Here is a 15,331-nt window from a genome sequence, read left to right on the forward strand (position 1 = left end):
CGTGGACGGCGTGCGGAGGCGCGTGTCCGAAGCGTGAACGCTCCCCTGCGCCGCTTTCATGGGAACTGGCATCCTGGCTGCCGGCATCCCAACGGATAGCCGCAGCAGTTCGGGGGGATAGGGGGAGGCAATGCCTCGCTGGAGGGCGCTACCGGAGGAACTCGATCCGCAGGTGCGGGAGTTCGCCGGACAGTTACGCAGGCAGGTGGAGCGGAGCGGGCTGAGCATATCGGCCCTCGCGGACCGTACGGGCTACAGCAAGACGTCGTGGGAGCGTTACCTCAACGGGCGGCTGCTGGCGCCGCAGCGTGCGGTGGTGGCGCTGGCCGAGGTGACGGGCGCGCACACCGGCCATCTCACGACCATGTGGGAGCTGGCCGAACGGGCCTGGAGCCGTGCGGAGATGCGGCACGACGTCACGATGGAGGCGATACGGGTGGCCCAGGCGCGGGCCGCGCTCGGCGAGTTCGGCCCGGCGCCGGACGAGCCGAAGGGGGGCCTCGGGAAGCGGCCGGTGGCCGCGGCCCCGGCGCCCGCCGCGCCCGAAGCGCCCGCCGCGGCGCCCGTCGCGCCGGAAGCGCCCGCCGAGGCGTCCGTCGCGTCCGAAGCGCCCGCCGCGCCGAGATTCCCGCACCAGCGCGACGGCTCCCCGACCCTGGGCGCGCACCCCGCGCCCTCCATACCCCCGGCACCCGCCCCGTCCGTGTCACCGCCCGTGTCACCGCCCACAGCCCCGCCCGCGGCACCGGCCGCCGGGCCCGACCCGGAGCGCCGCCGCCGCATCACGATGTTCGTGACCGGCGTCGTCGGGGCGCTGCTGCTGATCGCCGCTGCCGTGCTGCTGCTCGGCGACGGGGACGGCGGGCAGCGGGCGGCGCCCGCGCCCACGCCGACCCGGTCGCAGGCGCCCGACCTGCCGGCCGGCGTGAAGTGCAGCGGCGCCGGCTGCACGGGCAAGGACCCCGAGGAGATGGGCTGCGGCGGCACGCACGCCACGACCCCGTCCCGGGGCGTGATGGGCGGCGCGCTGGTCGAGGTCCGGTACAGCAAGGTCTGCGGTGCCGCCTGGGCCCGGCTCACGGGCGGCGCGCAGGGCGACCGCGCCACCGTCACCTCCGGCGGGCGTACGGAGGAGGCCAAGGCGGCCGGCGACGGTTCGGCGTACACCCCGATGGTGCAGGTCAGCGGCGCGCCGGAGAAGGTCAGGGCGTGCGGCACGACGAACGCGGGCTACCAGAGCTGCACCGAACCGGAAGCCGCCACGGGCACGGAGTCGGCCCCGGCCACCGGGCGCTGACCCCGCCCGGCGCGGCCCGCGTTGGGCCGATCGGGCGGTCCGCGGAACCGTGGGCATGACCCGGACGGAACGGGGCAGGCGCCCGGTCGACCCCCCACGGGTGTGGCACCGCCCGGCGGCCGCTCGCGCTCCCCTCCTTGTCGCGGGCGGCCGCTCTCCGTCCGCCGCGGGCCCGCGGTCGCGCGTCCTCGGGCGAGCGGCCGTGACCTGCGGGGTGACGGCCGGTGAGGAGTTACACACCGGCCTGTCACCGGTGCGGCGCCGCCGTCCGATAGCCTGACGCCCGGGTCTCTTGATACCGAGATACATCAAGAGGCTCCGTATACATGGGCAGGGACACCCACCGCCCACCGCAACATGGTGGCTCTGGGGCTCGCCCCCAGAAAAAACACGCCGCAGGAGATCGCCATGACCCGCACTCCCGTCAATGTCACCATCACCGGCGCCGCCGGCCAGATCGGCTACGCACTCCTCTTCCGCATCGCTTCCGGTCACCTCCTCGGTGCCGACGTGCCGGTCAAGCTGCGCCTCCTGGAGATCCCGCAGGGCCTGAAGGCCGCCGAGGGCACCGCGATGGAGCTCGACGACTGTGCCTTCCCGCTGCTCCAGGGCATCGAGATCACCGACGACCCGAACGTCGCCTTCGACGGCGCGAACGTCGCCCTGCTGGTCGGCGCCCGCCCCCGTACCAAGGGCATGGAGCGCGGTGACCTGCTGGAGGCCAACGGCGGCATCTTCAAGCCGCAGGGCAAGGCCATCAACGACCACGCGGCGGACGACATCAAGGTCCTGGTCGTCGGCAACCCGGCCAACACCAACGCGCTGATCGCCCAGGCCGCCGCGCCGGACGTACCGGCCGAGCGGTTCACCGCGATGACCCGCCTGGACCACAACCGTGCGCTCTCGCAGCTCTCGAAGAAGACCGGCGTGCCGGTCTCCGAGATCAAGAAGCTCACGATCTGGGGCAACCACTCCGCGACCCAGTACCCGGACATCTTCCACGCCGAGGTGGCCGGCAAGAACGCCGCCGAGGTCGTGAACGACGAGCAGTGGCTGGCCGACGAGTTCATCCCGACCGTCGCCAAGCGCGGTGCGGCGATCATCGAGGCCCGTGGCGCCTCCTCGGCCGCCTCGGCCGCGAACGCCGCCATCGACCACGTGCACACCTGGGTGAACGGCACCGCCGCCGGCGACTGGACCTCGATGGGTATCCCCTCGGACGGCTCCTACGGCGTGCCGGAGGGCCTCATCTCCTCCTTCCCGGTCACCACCAAGGACGGCAAGTACGAGATCGTCCAGGGCCTGGAGATCAGCGACTTCTCCCGCACCCGCATCGACGCCTCGGTGCAGGAGCTGGTCGAGGAGCGCGACGCGGTCCGCGGCCTGGGCCTGATCTGATCCGTTCCCCCTCGGGGGACGGCGCGAGCCCGTACCGCTCACTTCACGGTGAGTGGTGCGGGCTCGCTGTTTTTCCACTCCGGCTGTGGCCGGTTCTTCACCCCGCTGTAGAGGGCACCTATCAGCCAAAACGGGACAAGCTCGGGCAACTCGCCAGTAAATCCGTGAGCCCGGTCACCTTCCGTGAACTTTTGCGCATGAGGATCAGATAAGCGGGGAGGGGTCGATGTTGCTGGTGTGAACCAGCGGCACAAAACGGCAAGTGGAAGTGGAAGGCTGAGCGGACGTGTCGGCAATCGAGACCATTCACGTAGACGGGGTGTGGCGCGCCGCCGCATCCGACGCCACGCGGGAGGTCCTCGACCCCGCCGATGCGACGGTGCTGGCGGTCGTGTCGGAAGGCGGCGTCGAGGACGTGGACGCGGCGGTCGCCGCCGCGTCCCGGGCATTCGGCGGCGGGGCCGGTGAGTGGCCGCGCACGGCCGCCGCCGAGCGGGCCGCGCTGCTGCGCCGCGTCGCGGATTTCCTGCAGCGGGACCGCGAGGAGATCGCGCTGATCGAGAGCCGGGACACCGGCAAGACCCTGGAGGAGGGCCGGGTCGACGTCGATGACGTGACCAACGCCTTCCGGTACTTCGCCGACCTCGTGATGAACGAGAGCGGCGGCCGGGTCGTGGACGCGGGCAGCGAGGACGTGCACAGCGTCGTCGTGTACGAGCCGGTCGGCGTCTGCGCGATGATCACGCCCTGGAACTACCCCCTGCTGCAGGCCAGCTGGAAGATCGCTCCGGCGCTCGCGGCGGGCAACACCTTCGTGATCAAGCCCAGCGAGGTCACCCCGCTGTCCACCGTGCACCTGGTGAAGCTGTGCGTGGAGGCCGGGCTGCCCACCGGCGTGGCGAACATCGTCACCGGCGCGGGCCTGCCCGTCGGCCAGCGCCTCGCCGAGCACCCGGACGTGGACCTGTTCTCCTTCACCGGCGGCATCGTCAGCGGTACGAAGGCCGGCGCGGCCGCCGTGTCCGGCGCGAAGAAGATCGCGCTGGAGCTGGGCGGCAAGAACCCCAACGTGGTCTTCGCCGACGCCTGCGCCACGGACGAGGAGTTCGACACCGCCGTCGACCAGGCGCTGAACGCCGCGTTCATCCACAGCGGCCAGGTCTGCTCGGCCGGTGCCCGGCTGATCGTCCAGGCGTCGGTCAAGGACCGCTTCGTCGCCGAGCTGGCCCGCCGCGCCGAGCGGATCAAGCTCGGCCGGGGCACCGAAGAGGGCGTCGAGTGCGGCCCGCTCGTCTCCCAGCAGCAGCTGGACAAGGTCGAGGCGTACGTCGAGTCCGCGCTCAAGGAAGGCGCCCGGCTGCGCTGCGGCGGCTCGCGCCCCAAGCCGAGCGAGACCCGCCCCGAAAGTGGCTACTTCTACCAGCCGACCATCCTCGACCAGTGCCACCGCGGCATGAAGGTGATCCGCGAGGAGACCTTCGGGCCGATCCTGACGGTGGAGACCTTCACCACCGAGGACGAGGCCGTCGAGCTCGCCAACGACACCGAGTACGGCCTGGCCGGCGCGGTGTGGTCCGGTGACACCGCGCGCGCCCGCCGGGTCGCGGCCCGGCTGCGCCACGGCACCGTCTGGATCAACGACTACCACCCCTACCTCCCGCAGGCGGAGTGGGGCGGCATGGGCAAGTCCGGCATCGGCCGCGAGCTGGGCCCGGCCGGTCTGGACGAGTACCGCGAGAGCAAGCACATCTACGAGAACCTGCGCCCGGAGCCGGTGCGCTGGTTCGCGGGCTGACGAGCCCGCGGTGACCGGGCGGGCAGCGGCACCCCGCACCCGCCCGGCCACCCGCAGCCCGTCCCCCCGAAGCGGGCCCGGCCGCACCCCCCCCATCCCCGTAGGCCCGGCCCGCCCTGTACCTCCCCGGCCGCGACGAAGCGGCCCAGCGGAACCGCAGCCCCGCCGAGCGCACCCGCTCCGAAGCACTGCGCACCCGCTCGAACTTTGGAAAACACAAGGAGCTACCCATGTCTCCCGCAGCAGCGAAGAAGATGTCCGCGGACTATGTGATCGTCGGCGGCGGCACCGCAGGATCGGTGATCGCCTCCCGCCTGACCGAGGACCCCGACGTCACCGTCGCCGTCATCGAGGGCGGCCCGTCCGACATCGACCGTGAGGACGTGCTGACGCTGCGCAAGTGGCTCGGCCTGCTCGGCGGCGAGCTGGACTACGAGTACACGACCACCGAGCAGCCGCGCGGCAACTCGCACATCCTGCACAGCCGCGCCAAGGTCCTCGGCGGCTGCTCGTCGCACAACACCCTGATCTCCTTCAAGCCGCTGCCGTCCGACTGGGACGAGTGGGAAGAAGCGGGCGCCGCCGGCTGGAACGCCAAGGCGATGGACCCGTACTTCGGCAAGCTCCGCAACAACATCGTGCGGGTGGCCAAGAAGGACCAGAACCAGATCGCCACGGACTGGATCGAGGCCGTCAAGGACGCCCTGGACGTCCCCGAGGTCGTCGGCTTCAACGACCAGCCCTTCGAGGAGGGCGTCGGCTTCTTCGACCTCTCCTACCACCCGGAGAACAACAAGCGCTCCTCCGCCTCGGTCGCCTATCTGCACCCGCACATGGAGGCCGGTGACCGGCCGAACCTGACGCTGCTGCTGGAGACCTGGGCGTACCGGCTGGAGCTGGACGGCACCACCGCCAAGGGCGTCCACGTCCGCACCAAGGACGGCGAGGAGATCTACCTGGAGGCCGGCCGCGAGGTGCTGGTCTGCGCCGGCGCGGTGGACACCCCGCGGCTGCTGCTGCACTCCGGCATCGGTCCGAAGAAGGACCTGGAGGCGCTGGGCATCGAGTGCAAGCTCGACCTGCCGGGCGTCGGTGAGAACCTGATCGACCACCCGGAGTCGGTCATCGTCTGGGAGACCAACGGGCCGCTCCCGGGGAACTCCGCGATGGACTCCGACGCGGGCCTCTTCGTGAAGCGGGACCCGGACCACAAGGGCCCGGACCTGATGTTCCACTTCTACCAGATCCCCTTCACCGACAACCCCGAGCGCCTCGGCTACGAACGCCCCGAGCACGGCGTGTCGATGACCCCGAACATCCCCAAGTCCCGCGCCCGCGGCCGGCTTTACCTGACCTCCGCGGACCCCGAGGTCAAGCCCGCGCTGGACTTCAAGTACTTCGAGGACGAGGGCGACTACGACGGGCAGACCCTGGTCGACGGCATCAAGCTGGCGCGCAAGGTCGCGCAGTCCGAGCCGTTCGCCAAGTGGCTCAAGCGCGAGGTCTTCCCCGGCCCCGACGTCACCGACGACGCGGAGATCAGCGAGCTGGTCCGCAAGGCCGCGCACACCGTTTACCACCCCGCCGGCACCTGCAAGATGGGTGCCGTCGACGACGAACTCGCCGTCGTCGACCCGCAGTTGAAGATCCGCGGGCTGAACGGTATCCGTATCGCGGACGCGTCCGTCTTCCCGACGATGCCCGCCGTGAACCCGATGATCGGCGTGCTGATGGTGGGGGAGAAGTGCGCCGAAATTCTCACCGAGACCCCGACCCAGGGAGGTGATGCGTGATGACCAGCACCGTCGTCGACGCATCCGGCACCGAGAAGTCCACCGCCACGCCCACCGGTACGCAGACGGAGCAGGACGCGGTCTTCGCGGTCCGCCACCTGTGGAAGGTCTTCGGGCCCAAGGCCGAGAAGGTGCCCGAGGACGCCTCCCTCGCCGAGCTGTCCGCGCAGGAGCTGCGCGAGAAGACCGGCTGCACCGCCGCCGTCCGGGACGTCTCCTTCGACGTCAAGAAGGGCGAGGTCTTCGTCGTCATGGGCCTCTCCGGCTCCGGCAAGTCCACCCTCGTCCGCTGCCTGACCCGGCTCATCGAGCCGACCAGCGGCGACCTGGAGATGGACGGCGAGGACGTGCGCGGCATGGACCGGTCCGGGCTGCGCGAGCTGCGCCGGCACCGCGCCGCCATGGTCTTCCAGCACTTCGGCCTGCTCCCGCACCGCTCGGTGCTGGACAACGTCGCGTACGGCCTGGAGATCCAGGGCGTCGGCAAGGCCGAACGCCGCGCCCGCGCCATGGAGACGGTCGAGAAGGTCGGCCTCGGCGGCCTGGAGCAGCGCAAGCCCGGCCAGCTCTCCGGCGGTCAGCAGCAGCGCGTCGGCCTGGCCCGTGCGCTCACCGTCGACCCCGAGGTTCTGCTCTTCGACGAGCCCTTCAGCGCGCTGGACCCGCTCATCCGGCGCGACATGCAGGAGGAGGTCATCCGCCTGCACAAGGAGGAGGGCCGCACGATGGTCTTCATCACCCACGACCTCGCCGAGGCCCTGCTGCTCGGCGACCGCATCGCCCTGATGCGGGACGGGAAGATCGTCCAGCTCGGCACCCCCGAGGAGATCGTCGGCTCGCCGGCCGACGAGTACGTCCGGGACTTCGTCCGCGACGTGCCCCGCGAGCAGGTGCTGACCGTGCGCCGCGCCATGCGGCCTGCCGAGTCCGGCGAGGCCGACGAGGGCGCCGCGCTCACCCCGGACACGCTGATCTCCGACGCCATCGAGGCCGTGGCCCGCTCCGGCGGCGCGGCGCGCGTCGTCGAGGACGGCCGCTGCCTGGGCATCGTGGACCACGAGTGCCTGCTCAACGTCGTCGCCCGGCTCGACGAAGAGGCGCCGGACCACGGGAAGGCGGCCGCCTGATGCATCCCCGTACCGTCCCCACCGTCCCCGTGACGCCGAACCTCAGAGCCCGCCCCGCGGCCGACCGGCCGCTGACCCTGCGGGGGCTGCGCGCAGCGGCCCGCCGGTACTGGCACGAAGCGCAGCGCGCCGCCGCGCTGAACGTGCCGTCCGGTACCGCGAAGCGGGGGCGCGTGTGAGTGCCGCCACGACCAGCCCCACCACGACCGCACCGGGCACCTCCTCCCAGGGCCCGTCCCGCATCACCGCCTCGCTCCGCCACGGCGCCCTCGGCAAGCTGCTGATCCTCGCCGTCGCCGCGGCCGTCCTGGTCCCCCTCGTCAACGCCAAGTGGGCGAGCGGCGTCTGGCCGCACGCGCTGACCGTCGACCTCTCCGGTCCGTTCGGCGACGCCAGCACCTGGATCGTGAACAACCGCGATTCGCACTGGTTCTTCGTCTACTTCCTCGGCCACCTCTCCAACGGCGTGGTCGTCTCCGTACGCGCCGTCTACCTCTGCCTCCTCGCGCTCGGCTGGACCGGCGTGACCGCGCTGGTCACCCTGGTCGCCTGGCGCGTGGCGGGGCTGCGCATCGCCGCGACCGCCCTGGTGTCGCTGCTGGTCAGCGGCGTGCTCGGGATGTGGGTGCCGACGATGCAGACCATCGCGCTGATGGTCGTCTCGGTGCTCGTCTCGATCGCCGTGGGCGCGCTGCTCGGCCTCGCCGGCGGCCTCTCGGACCGGATGTTCCGGCTGCTGCGGCCGGTGCTGGACACCATGCAGGTGCTGCCGGCCTTCGCGTACCTGCTGCCGTTCGTCATGGTCTTCGGCATCGGCGTCCCCGCGGCGCTGCTCGCCACCGTGATCTACGCGGCCCCGCCGATGGCCCGGCTGACCGCGCTCGGCCTGCGCGGCGCCGACGCCGGCGTGCTGGAGGCCGTCGCCTCGCTCGGCGCCACCGGCAGGCAGCGGCTGCTGACCGCCCGGCTGCCGCTGGCCCGCAAGGAACTGCTGCTCGGCGTCAACCAGACGATCATGATGGCGCTGTCCATGGTCGTGATCGCCTCGATGATCGGCGCGGCCGGTCTCGGTGACCGCGTGTACCAGGCGCTGGCCTCCGTGGACGTCGGCGCCGCGCTGGCCGCCTCCATCCCGATCGTGCTGCTGGCCATCGTCATGGACCGCACCACCGCCAAGGCCGGCGAGCGGCTCGGCGACGGTCGGGGCGGCGGCCCGGCCTGGCTGCGCGGCCGCTTCGTCTGGCCGGCGCTCGCCGTCGTGACCGCGCTCGCCGCCGCCGCGGGCCGGCTCACCGGCTCGCTGGTCTGGCCGACCGCCTCGGTGGTCGACATCGCGCCGCCGGTGAACCACTTCAAGGAGTGGATGGTGGACCACCTCTACTCCGGTATCCCCGTCATCGGCGGCACCGCCGACTGGGCCGCGGGCTTCACCTCCTTCGTGCTCAACCCGCTCCGCGACGGCCTGACCGCGCTGCCCTGGTGGGGCGCGCTGCTGATCGTCGCCGCGCTGGCCTGGGTCATCGGCACCTGGCGCACCGCGCTGACCGCCACGCTCGCGCTCGCCGTCATCGGCGTGCTGGGCGTCTGGGTACCGTCCATGAACACCCTCTCGCAGGTGCTCGCAGCCCTGGTCGTCACGCTGGTCGTCGGCGTCGGCGTGGGCGTGCTCGCGGCCGGCAGCGCCCGTATGGAGAAGATCCTGCGGCCGGTGCTGGACGTCTGCCAGACCATGCCGCAGTTCGTGTACCTGATCCCGGTGGTCGCGCTGTTCGGTGTGGGCCGCGCCCCGGCCGCCGCGGCAGCCGTCGTCTACGCGCTGCCCGCCGTCATCCGCATCACCACCCAGGGCCTGCGCCAGGTCAGCCCGGCCGCCATGGAGTCCGCGCAGTCGCTCGGCGCCACCCGCTGGCAGCAGCTGCGCCAGGTGCAGCTGCCGCTGGCCAGGCCGGCGCTGCTGCTGGCCGTCAACCAGGGCGTCGTCCTCGTCCTCGCCGTCGTCATCATCGGCGGCCTGGTGGGCGGTGGCGCGCTCGGCTACGACGTCGTCACCGGCCTGTCCACCGGCGACCTGGGCCTCGGCATGATTGCCGGTATCGCCATCGTCTGCCTCGGCCTGATGCTCGACCGGGTGACGCAGCCGACGGACCGCCGCGCGGGGAAGGGAGCCTGAGCGATGATCTTCACTCGCAAGCGCACCACGGCCGTTGGCGCGGCCGCGCTGACCGGCGCCGTACTGCTGGCCCTCAGCGGCTGCGGCAAGGCCGACATGACCAAGCAGACGTCGCCGTTCGCGGCGGCCGCCGGCACCAAGACGGTGACCCTCTCCACGCAGACGTGGGTGGGCGCGCAGTCCAACGTCGCGGTCGCCAAGTACCTGCTGGAGCACGAGCTGGGTTACCGGGTCGACACCGTGCAGGTGGACGAGACCCCGGCCTGGGACGCGCTCAGCCAGGGCCGCGTCGACGCGATCATGGAGGACTGGGGCCACCCCACCCAGGAGAAGCTGTACGTCGACGACAAGAAGACCATCGTCCCCGGCGGCGACCTGGGCGTGGACGGCCACATCGGCTGGTGGGTCCCCAAGTACTGGGCCGACAAGCACCCGGACGTACTGAACTGGAAGAACCTCAACAAGTACGCCGACCAGCTGAAGACCGCCGAGAGCGGCGACAAGGGCCAGCTGATGGACGGCTCGCCGTCCTATGTCACCAATGACAAGGCCCTGGTGAAGAACCTCAAGCTGAATTACGAGGTGGTCTTCGCCGGCTCCGAGGCGGCCCAGATCACGCAGATGCAGCAGTTCGCCAAGGAGAAGAAGCCCTTCCTGACGTACTGGTACGCGCCGCACTGGCTCTTCAACCAGCTGCCGCTGAAGGAAGTCAAGCTTCCGAAGTACACCGACAAGTGCGCGGCGAAGGGCGAGAAGGACCCGGAGTCGATCGACTGCGCCTATCCGACGACGCCGCTGCAGAAGTTCTTCAACGCCGACTTCGCCAAGGGCAACAGCTCCGCCGCGAAGTTCCTGAAGAATTTCAAGTGGACCACCAAGGACCAGAATTACGTCTCGGAGCTCATCGCCTCCCAGCACATGCCCGCTGACGAAGCGGCCGCGCGCTGGGTGAAGAAGAACCCGGACGTCTGGCAGAAGTGGCTCCCGAAGAAGTAACACCCGTCGGGTGGCGACGCGGCCGGGCATCCCTCAGGGGGTGCCCGGCCGCCGCCATTCCGCGGCGGTCAGCGCGTATGCGACATCCCCGTGCTCGGCCCCCGGCAGCGGATCGGCCCATTCTTCATGGAACGTACGGACATACCGCAGCCCGCATTTCTCCAGCACCCGCCGGGACCCGGCATTCACCGCCATCGTCGTGGCGACCACCCGCGCCACGCCCAGCTCAGTGAAGCCCCTGTGGACCAGTGCCCGGGCGCCCTCCGTGGCGTACCCCTTTCCCCAGGCGGCGCGCCGGAGCCGGTAACCCAGCTCCACCTCGTCCGTGCGGCCGTCCCGCACGGGCCGGAATTCGAACCAGCCGAGAAATGCCGCGGTGGTCCTTTCCTCCGCGGCCCAGTATCCGAAAGCGGCGGGGTGCGCATAGCGGCCGGCGAGCAGCTCGGGCGCCGGGTGACCCCTGTCCAGGAATCGCATGACTTCGGGGTCCCCGTGCAACTCACGCAGATTGTCCAGGTCCGCCCCGGTGAAAGCGCGCAAACGCAGCCTTTCCGTCTCCAGTAAGACGTGCATCACAGCCCCCTACTCGCGCGTCAACCCCTGCTTACCGGCATAGTAGGGGCCCGCCCCTGAATGGGGTCATGACAACAACACAGCAGTTATCAGGGGGAGCAGGACCCATGCCATCCATACGCCGTGCCGCAGCAGCAGCCGTGGCGGTCGCCGCGTTGCTCGTCACCGCCACCGCCTGCGGGCCCGAGGACACCAAGGCGGCGGGCCAGAACGGCGCGGCGGAGGCCGGCGGGAAGCCGGACGGGATCAAGCTTCCCAACGGCCTGCCCAAGGACCTCGATTCGCTGAAGAAGTGGGAACAGGGCGGCTGGAAGGACTGGGACAAGGAGACCTGGGCCCGGAAGGCGTCCGAGTTCGCCAACCCGGTCATCAAGGACCTGTGGAAGCCGTCCCGGATGGCCAAGGCCGAGGACGCCCCCGCGGTGACCGTGCAGACCGCCGGCTCCGGTGACTCGGGCGCCACCGACCCCGAGCCCCGCCCGGTGACCGCGCAGCAGGTCGAGCGCCCGTACCACCAGCACATGGCGCCCATCGGGAAGATTTTCTTCGACAGCCCCGACGGCCCGATGGTCTGCTCCGGCACCGTCGTCACCGACCCGGCCAACCCGGGCAAGTCCAACCTGGTGTGGACCGCGGGCCACTGCGTGCACTCCGGCCGGAACGGCGGCTGGATGCGCAACATCGTCTTCGTGCCCTCGTACAACGACAACGGGCTGTCCGCGGACCAGGTCTCCGCCTCCTCGCAGCAGAACGTCACCCCGTACGGCACCTGGTGGGCGGACTGGTCGCAGACCTCCTCGCAGTGGATCGACGGCGGCGGCCACAGCGGCAACGCCGCGTCCGCCTACGACTTCGCCGTGCTGCACGTGAAGCCGGAGAACGGCGGCGGCAAGTCGCTGGAGGAGACCGTCGGCGCCTCCCTGCCGGTCTGGTTCGGCGCGCCCTCGGGCAGCGGCGTGACCGGCCTCGGCGCCACGAAGGCGATCGGCTACCCGGCGGCGCCCCCGTACGACGGCGCGAAGATGATGAACTGCCTCGACCGGCCCGTGCGGCTGACGATGGCTCAGGGCACCCCCGCCATGCACTGGATCGGCTGCAGCATGACCGGCGGCACCTCGGGCGGCGGCTGGCTCGCGAACCACAACGGCGAGCTCTCCCTGGTCTCCAACAGCTCCATCGGCTCGCTGGACCACACCTGGCTGGCGGGGCCGCACCTCGGCGCCGAGGCGAAGGGCGTCTTCGACGCGATCAGCAAGAAGTACGCGGGGCAGTGACGGCGTAGTGCGGGCGGCGGTACGCGGCACACGCGTACCGCCGCCCGCCGTGCTGTCAGCCCGTCCGCAGCTCCGCCGCCACCTCGCGCAGCGTCTCCATGGCCCGGCGCTGCAGCCCGCCGCCGAAGGTGACGCGGGAGGCGCCGGCGGTGCCCAGCGCGCGCGGTGACGGGCCGCCCGGCAGCGCGATCGCGTTGACCGGCGCGCCGATGCCCGCCGCCAGCTCGGCCAGCAGCTCCGGCGGCGCGAGGATCGGGTACACGCAGTCGGCGCCCGCGGCGACGTACCGCCGGCCGCGCGCCACGGCCGGCGCGGCCCCGGTCTCCCCGCGCAGAAACGTGTCGACGCGGGCGTTGATCACCAGCGCGTCCCCGGCGACGGCCCGCACCTCGGCCAGCCACTCGGCCTGCTCCTCCGGATCGCGCAGGGTGCCGGTCGCCGCGTCCGAGTCCTCCAGGTTGCAGCCCACCGCGCCCGCGTCCAGCAGCCGTTCGACCAGCTCCTTGGCGGGCAGGCCGTACCCGGCCTCCACGTCCGCGGTGACCGGCACGTCGACGGCCCGGGTGATCCGGGCGATCGCCGCGAACATCTCGTCCGGCGGGGTGTGCCCGTCCCCGTACCCCAGCGACTCGCCGATGCCCGCGCTCGGGGTGGCCAGCGCCTCGAACCCGGCTTCCGCGAAGACCCGCGCGCTCGCCGCGTCCCAGGGGCCGGGCAGGACGAGCGGGTCCTCCGGCGCGCGGTTCAGGTGCAGGGCGCGCAGCGCCGCGGCGGTCATGTGAGGACTCCGGGGTCAGCGCAGCACAGCCGGGGCGGGCACATGCCGGCGTCGCCGCCGGCCGTCGTGTTCATCGTCATGAGCCCGACGCTACGACGCTCCTGGCTCCTGGGTAGGGTCCTTCCCGACCTTGGCCGGGGAATACGCCCCCGGCCGGCCCACCACCCGCCGTCCGCCGAGGAGTTCACCATGACCGCGCGCCCCGTCACCCTCGTCACCGGCGGCAGCCGCGGCATCGGCGCCGCCACCTGCGTGCGGCTGGCCGCCGCGGGCCACGACCTGGCACTGTCCTACGTCCAGGACGCCGGGGCCGCCGAGCGGACCGCCGAGGCGGTACGCGCCGCCGGGGCCCGCTGCGTCGTCGTCCGGGCCGACACCGTCGAAGAGGCCGACGTGAACCGGCTGTTCGACGCGGCGGCCGACCGGCTCGGGCCGGTCACCGGGCTGGTGAACAACGCGGGCGTGACCGGGCCGCTCGGCAGGCTCGCCGACGCCGACACCGCCGTGCTCCGCCGCGTCCTGGACGTCAACGTCCTCGGCGCCCTGCTCTGCTGCCGTCGTGCGGCGCAGGTCATGGCCCCGCGCCGGACCGGGGCCATCGTCAACGTCTCCTCGGCGGCTGCCACCCTCGGCAGCCCCGGCGACTACGTCCACTACGCCGCCTCGAAGGCGGCCCTCGACGCGCTGACCGTCGGGCTCGCCAAGGAACTCGGCCCCGACGGCATCCGCGTCAACGCCGTGGCCCCAGGGATCACCGACACCGACATGCACGCCGCCATGGGCGCGCCGGACCGCGCGGCACAGGCGGCCCCCGGCATCCCCCTCGGCCGCGCCGGCGAGCCCGACGAGATCGCCGCCGCGATCACCTGGCTGCTCTCCCCGGACGCCTCGTACACCACGGGCACGGTCCTGCGGGTGGCCGGCGGACGGTGAGCCGCACGCTCCGTCACGGCCGCCGCACGCGCGGGTACGGACGGCGCGCGCTCCGTTACCGGAAGCGGGGCGTCCGCCCCGTACCTGCCGGTATTCCCACCGGCGGCCAGGACGCCCCGGGGACCTGAGAGAATGAGTGTCATGGCTCTCGATCGTCCGCGTGTGCTCTCCGGTATCCAGCCCACCGCCGGCTCCTTCCACCTCGGCAACTACCTCGGCGCCGTCCGCCAGTGGGTAGCCCTCCAGGAGTCCCACGACGCCTTCTACATGGTCGTGGACCAGCACGCGATCACCGTGCCGCAGGACCCGAAGGAGCTGCGCGCGAACACCCGCGTGGCCGCCGCCCAGCTGCTCGCGGCCGGGCTGGACCCGGAGCGCTGCACCCTCTTCGTCCAGAGCCACGTCCCCGAGCACGCGCAGCTCGCCTGGGTGCTGAACTGCATCACCGGCTTCGGTGAGGCGTCCCGCATGACCCAGTTCAAGGACAAGTCGGCAAAGCAGGGCCAGGACCGTACGACGGTCGGCCTCTTCACGTACCCCGTGCTGATGGTCGCGGACATCCTGCTGTACCAGGCCGACCAGGTCCCGGTCGGCGAGGACCAGCGCCAGCACCTGGAGCTGACCCGCGACCTCGCGGACCGCTTCAACCAGCGCTTCGGTGACACCTTCACGATCCCGAACCCGTACATCGTGAAGGAGACCGCGAAGATCCAGGATCTTCAGGACCCGCTGATCAAGATGAGCAAGTCGGCGTCCTCGCCGAAGGGCATCATCGACCTGCTCGACGAGCCCAAGGTCACGGCCAAGAAGATCAAGAGCGCGGTGACCGACACGGACACGGTGATCCGCTTCGACCGCGAGGCCAAGCCGGGCGTGTCGAACCTCCTGACCATCCTCTCCACCCTCACCGGCACGGACATCCCGCAGCTGGAGAAGGACTACGAGGGCAAGATGTACGGCGCGCTCAAGACCGACCTCGCCGAGGTGATGGTCGACTTCGTCACACCCTTCCGGGACCGTACGAAGGAATACCTGGACGACCCGGAGACGCTGGACTCGATCCTGGCCAAGGGTGCCGAGAAGGCCCGCGCGGTGTCCGCCGAGACGCTGGCCAAGACGTACGACCGGATCGGCTTCCTGCCCGCCAAGCACTGAGCCGCCCGCCGGGACGCGCTCGCCGTAACGGCGGCGCACCCG

13 protein-coding genes are annotated in these 15,331 nt (G+C 71.6%); 11 read left to right on the forward strand and 2 right to left on the reverse strand.

What is annotated here, in order from left to right; genetic code table 11:
• Positions 1 to 130: 130 nt before the first annotated feature.
• The 8 genes from ACIGXO_RS24225 to ACIGXO_RS24260 all read left to right on the forward strand — a co-directional run bounded on the left by ACIGXO_RS24225 (position 131) and on the right by ACIGXO_RS24260 (position 10,576).
• Positions 131 to 1,297 carry a DUF2690 domain-containing protein gene (locus ACIGXO_RS24225; protein ID WP_399790446.1) on the forward strand — a complete coding sequence of 389 codons (1,167 nt, stop codon included), beginning with the start codon at positions 131 to 133 and terminating at the stop codon, positions 1,295 to 1,297.
• 408 nt (positions 1,298 to 1,705) lie between these two features.
• A complete protein-coding gene (locus tag ACIGXO_RS24230) occupies positions 1,706 to 2,695 on the forward strand; it encodes a malate dehydrogenase (protein WP_399790449.1) in 990 nt (329 codons plus the stop codon).
• 286 nt (positions 2,696 to 2,981) lie between these two features.
• Positions 2,982 to 4,490 (forward strand): aldehyde dehydrogenase family protein, encoded by a 1,509-nt coding sequence (locus tag ACIGXO_RS24235; RefSeq protein ID WP_399790452.1) that lies wholly within the window; start codon positions 2,982 to 2,984, stop codon positions 4,488 to 4,490.
• Between the two features lie 230 nt (positions 4,491 to 4,720).
• Positions 4,721 to 6,283, forward strand: a complete 1,563-nt coding sequence (locus ACIGXO_RS24240; protein WP_399790455.1) for a GMC family oxidoreductase — start codon at positions 4,721 to 4,723, stop codon at positions 6,281 to 6,283.
• The gene (locus ACIGXO_RS24245; protein ID WP_399790457.1) at positions 6,283 to 7,410 is read left to right on the forward strand and encodes a glycine betaine/L-proline ABC transporter ATP-binding protein; all 1,128 of its coding nucleotides are present in this window, start codon (positions 6,283 to 6,285) and stop codon (positions 7,408 to 7,410) included. The genes ACIGXO_RS24240 and ACIGXO_RS24245 overlap by 1 nt, the downstream gene beginning before the upstream one ends.
• Positions 7,410 to 7,589, forward strand: coding sequence for a hypothetical protein (locus tag ACIGXO_RS24250; RefSeq protein ID WP_399790460.1), 180 nt, complete (start codon positions 7,410 to 7,412; stop codon positions 7,587 to 7,589). Before ACIGXO_RS24245 ends, ACIGXO_RS24250 begins: the two co-directional genes overlap by 1 nt.
• A 62-nt stretch (positions 7,590 to 7,651) precedes the next feature.
• A complete protein-coding gene (locus ACIGXO_RS24255; protein ID WP_399790656.1) occupies positions 7,652 to 9,580 on the forward strand; it encodes an ABC transporter permease subunit in 1,929 nt (642 codons plus the stop codon).
• A gap of 3 nt (positions 9,581 to 9,583) precedes the next feature.
• Complete coding sequence (locus ACIGXO_RS24260; RefSeq protein ID WP_399790463.1) at positions 9,584 to 10,576, forward strand: ABC transporter substrate-binding protein; 993 nt, start codon at positions 9,584 to 9,586, stop codon at positions 10,574 to 10,576.
• Between the two features lie 33 nt (positions 10,577 to 10,609).
• Here ACIGXO_RS24260 and ACIGXO_RS24265 read toward each other — a convergent pair whose 3' ends face one another.
• Positions 10,610 to 11,149 (reverse strand): GNAT family N-acetyltransferase, encoded by a 540-nt coding sequence (locus ACIGXO_RS24265; protein ID WP_399790465.1) that lies wholly within the window; start codon positions 11,147 to 11,149, stop codon positions 10,610 to 10,612.
• Positions 11,150 to 11,256: 107 nt separating this feature from the next.
• Here ACIGXO_RS24265 and ACIGXO_RS24270 point away from each other — a divergent pair, with 107 nt between their 5' ends.
• Positions 11,257 to 12,423, forward strand: a complete 1,167-nt coding sequence (locus tag ACIGXO_RS24270; protein WP_399790468.1) for a trypsin-like serine peptidase — start codon at positions 11,257 to 11,259, stop codon at positions 12,421 to 12,423.
• Between the two features lie 55 nt (positions 12,424 to 12,478).
• Here the strand turns inward: ACIGXO_RS24270 and ACIGXO_RS24275 are convergent, their stop codons facing one another.
• The gene (locus ACIGXO_RS24275) at positions 12,479 to 13,201 is read right to left on the reverse strand and encodes an isocitrate lyase/phosphoenolpyruvate mutase family protein (protein WP_399790471.1); all 723 of its coding nucleotides are present in this window, start codon (positions 13,199 to 13,201) and stop codon (positions 12,479 to 12,481) included.
• A 189-nt stretch (positions 13,202 to 13,390) separates the two neighbouring features.
• Here ACIGXO_RS24275 and ACIGXO_RS24280 point away from each other — a divergent pair, with 189 nt between their 5' ends.
• Together ACIGXO_RS24280 and trpS are read left to right on the forward strand one after the other, a co-directional pair.
• The gene (locus ACIGXO_RS24280) at positions 13,391 to 14,134 is read left to right on the forward strand and encodes an SDR family oxidoreductase (protein ID WP_399790474.1); all 744 of its coding nucleotides are present in this window, start codon (positions 13,391 to 13,393) and stop codon (positions 14,132 to 14,134) included.
• 141 nt (positions 14,135 to 14,275) lie between these two features.
• Positions 14,276 to 15,289, forward strand: coding sequence for a tryptophan--tRNA ligase (trpS, locus tag ACIGXO_RS24285; protein ID WP_399790477.1), 1,014 nt, complete (start codon positions 14,276 to 14,278; stop codon positions 15,287 to 15,289).
• The last annotated feature ends 42 nt before the right edge of the window (positions 15,290 to 15,331 follow it).

Origin of the sequence: Streptomyces sp. NPDC053542, assembly GCF_044544685.1 — a bacterium.
Lineage (GTDB): Bacteria > Actinomycetota > Actinomycetes > Streptomycetales > Streptomycetaceae > Streptomyces.

Excerpts from the sequence above, each read along its gene's own strand:
- trpS (WP_399790477.1), top strand. The coding sequence starts at position 14,276 with ATGGCTCTCGATCGTCCGCGTGTGCTCTCCGGTATCCAGCCCACCGCC.
- ACIGXO_RS24280 (WP_399790474.1), top strand. The coding sequence starts at position 13,391 with ATGACCGCGCGCCCCGTCACCCTCGTCACCGGCGGCAGCCGCGGCATC.
- ACIGXO_RS24230 (WP_399790449.1), top strand. The coding sequence starts at position 1,706 with ATGACCCGCACTCCCGTCAATGTCACCATCACCGGCGCCGCCGGCCAG.
- ACIGXO_RS24265 (WP_399790465.1), bottom strand. The coding sequence starts at position 11,149 with ATGCACGTCTTACTGGAGACGGAAAGGCTGCGTTTGCGCGCTTTCACC.
- ACIGXO_RS24275 (WP_399790471.1), bottom strand. The coding sequence starts at position 13,201 with ATGACCGCCGCGGCGCTGCGCGCCCTGCACCTGAACCGCGCGCCGGAG.
- ACIGXO_RS24250 (WP_399790460.1), top strand. The coding sequence starts at position 7,410 with ATGCATCCCCGTACCGTCCCCACCGTCCCCGTGACGCCGAACCTCAGA.
- ACIGXO_RS24260 (WP_399790463.1), top strand. The coding sequence starts at position 9,584 with ATGATCTTCACTCGCAAGCGCACCACGGCCGTTGGCGCGGCCGCGCTG.
- ACIGXO_RS24270 (WP_399790468.1), top strand. The coding sequence starts at position 11,257 with ATGCCATCCATACGCCGTGCCGCAGCAGCAGCCGTGGCGGTCGCCGCG.
- ACIGXO_RS24245 (WP_399790457.1), top strand. The coding sequence starts at position 6,283 with ATGACCAGCACCGTCGTCGACGCATCCGGCACCGAGAAGTCCACCGCC.
- ACIGXO_RS24225 (WP_399790446.1), top strand. The coding sequence starts at position 131 with ATGCCTCGCTGGAGGGCGCTACCGGAGGAACTCGATCCGCAGGTGCGG.
- ACIGXO_RS24240 (WP_399790455.1), top strand. The coding sequence starts at position 4,721 with ATGTCTCCCGCAGCAGCGAAGAAGATGTCCGCGGACTATGTGATCGTC.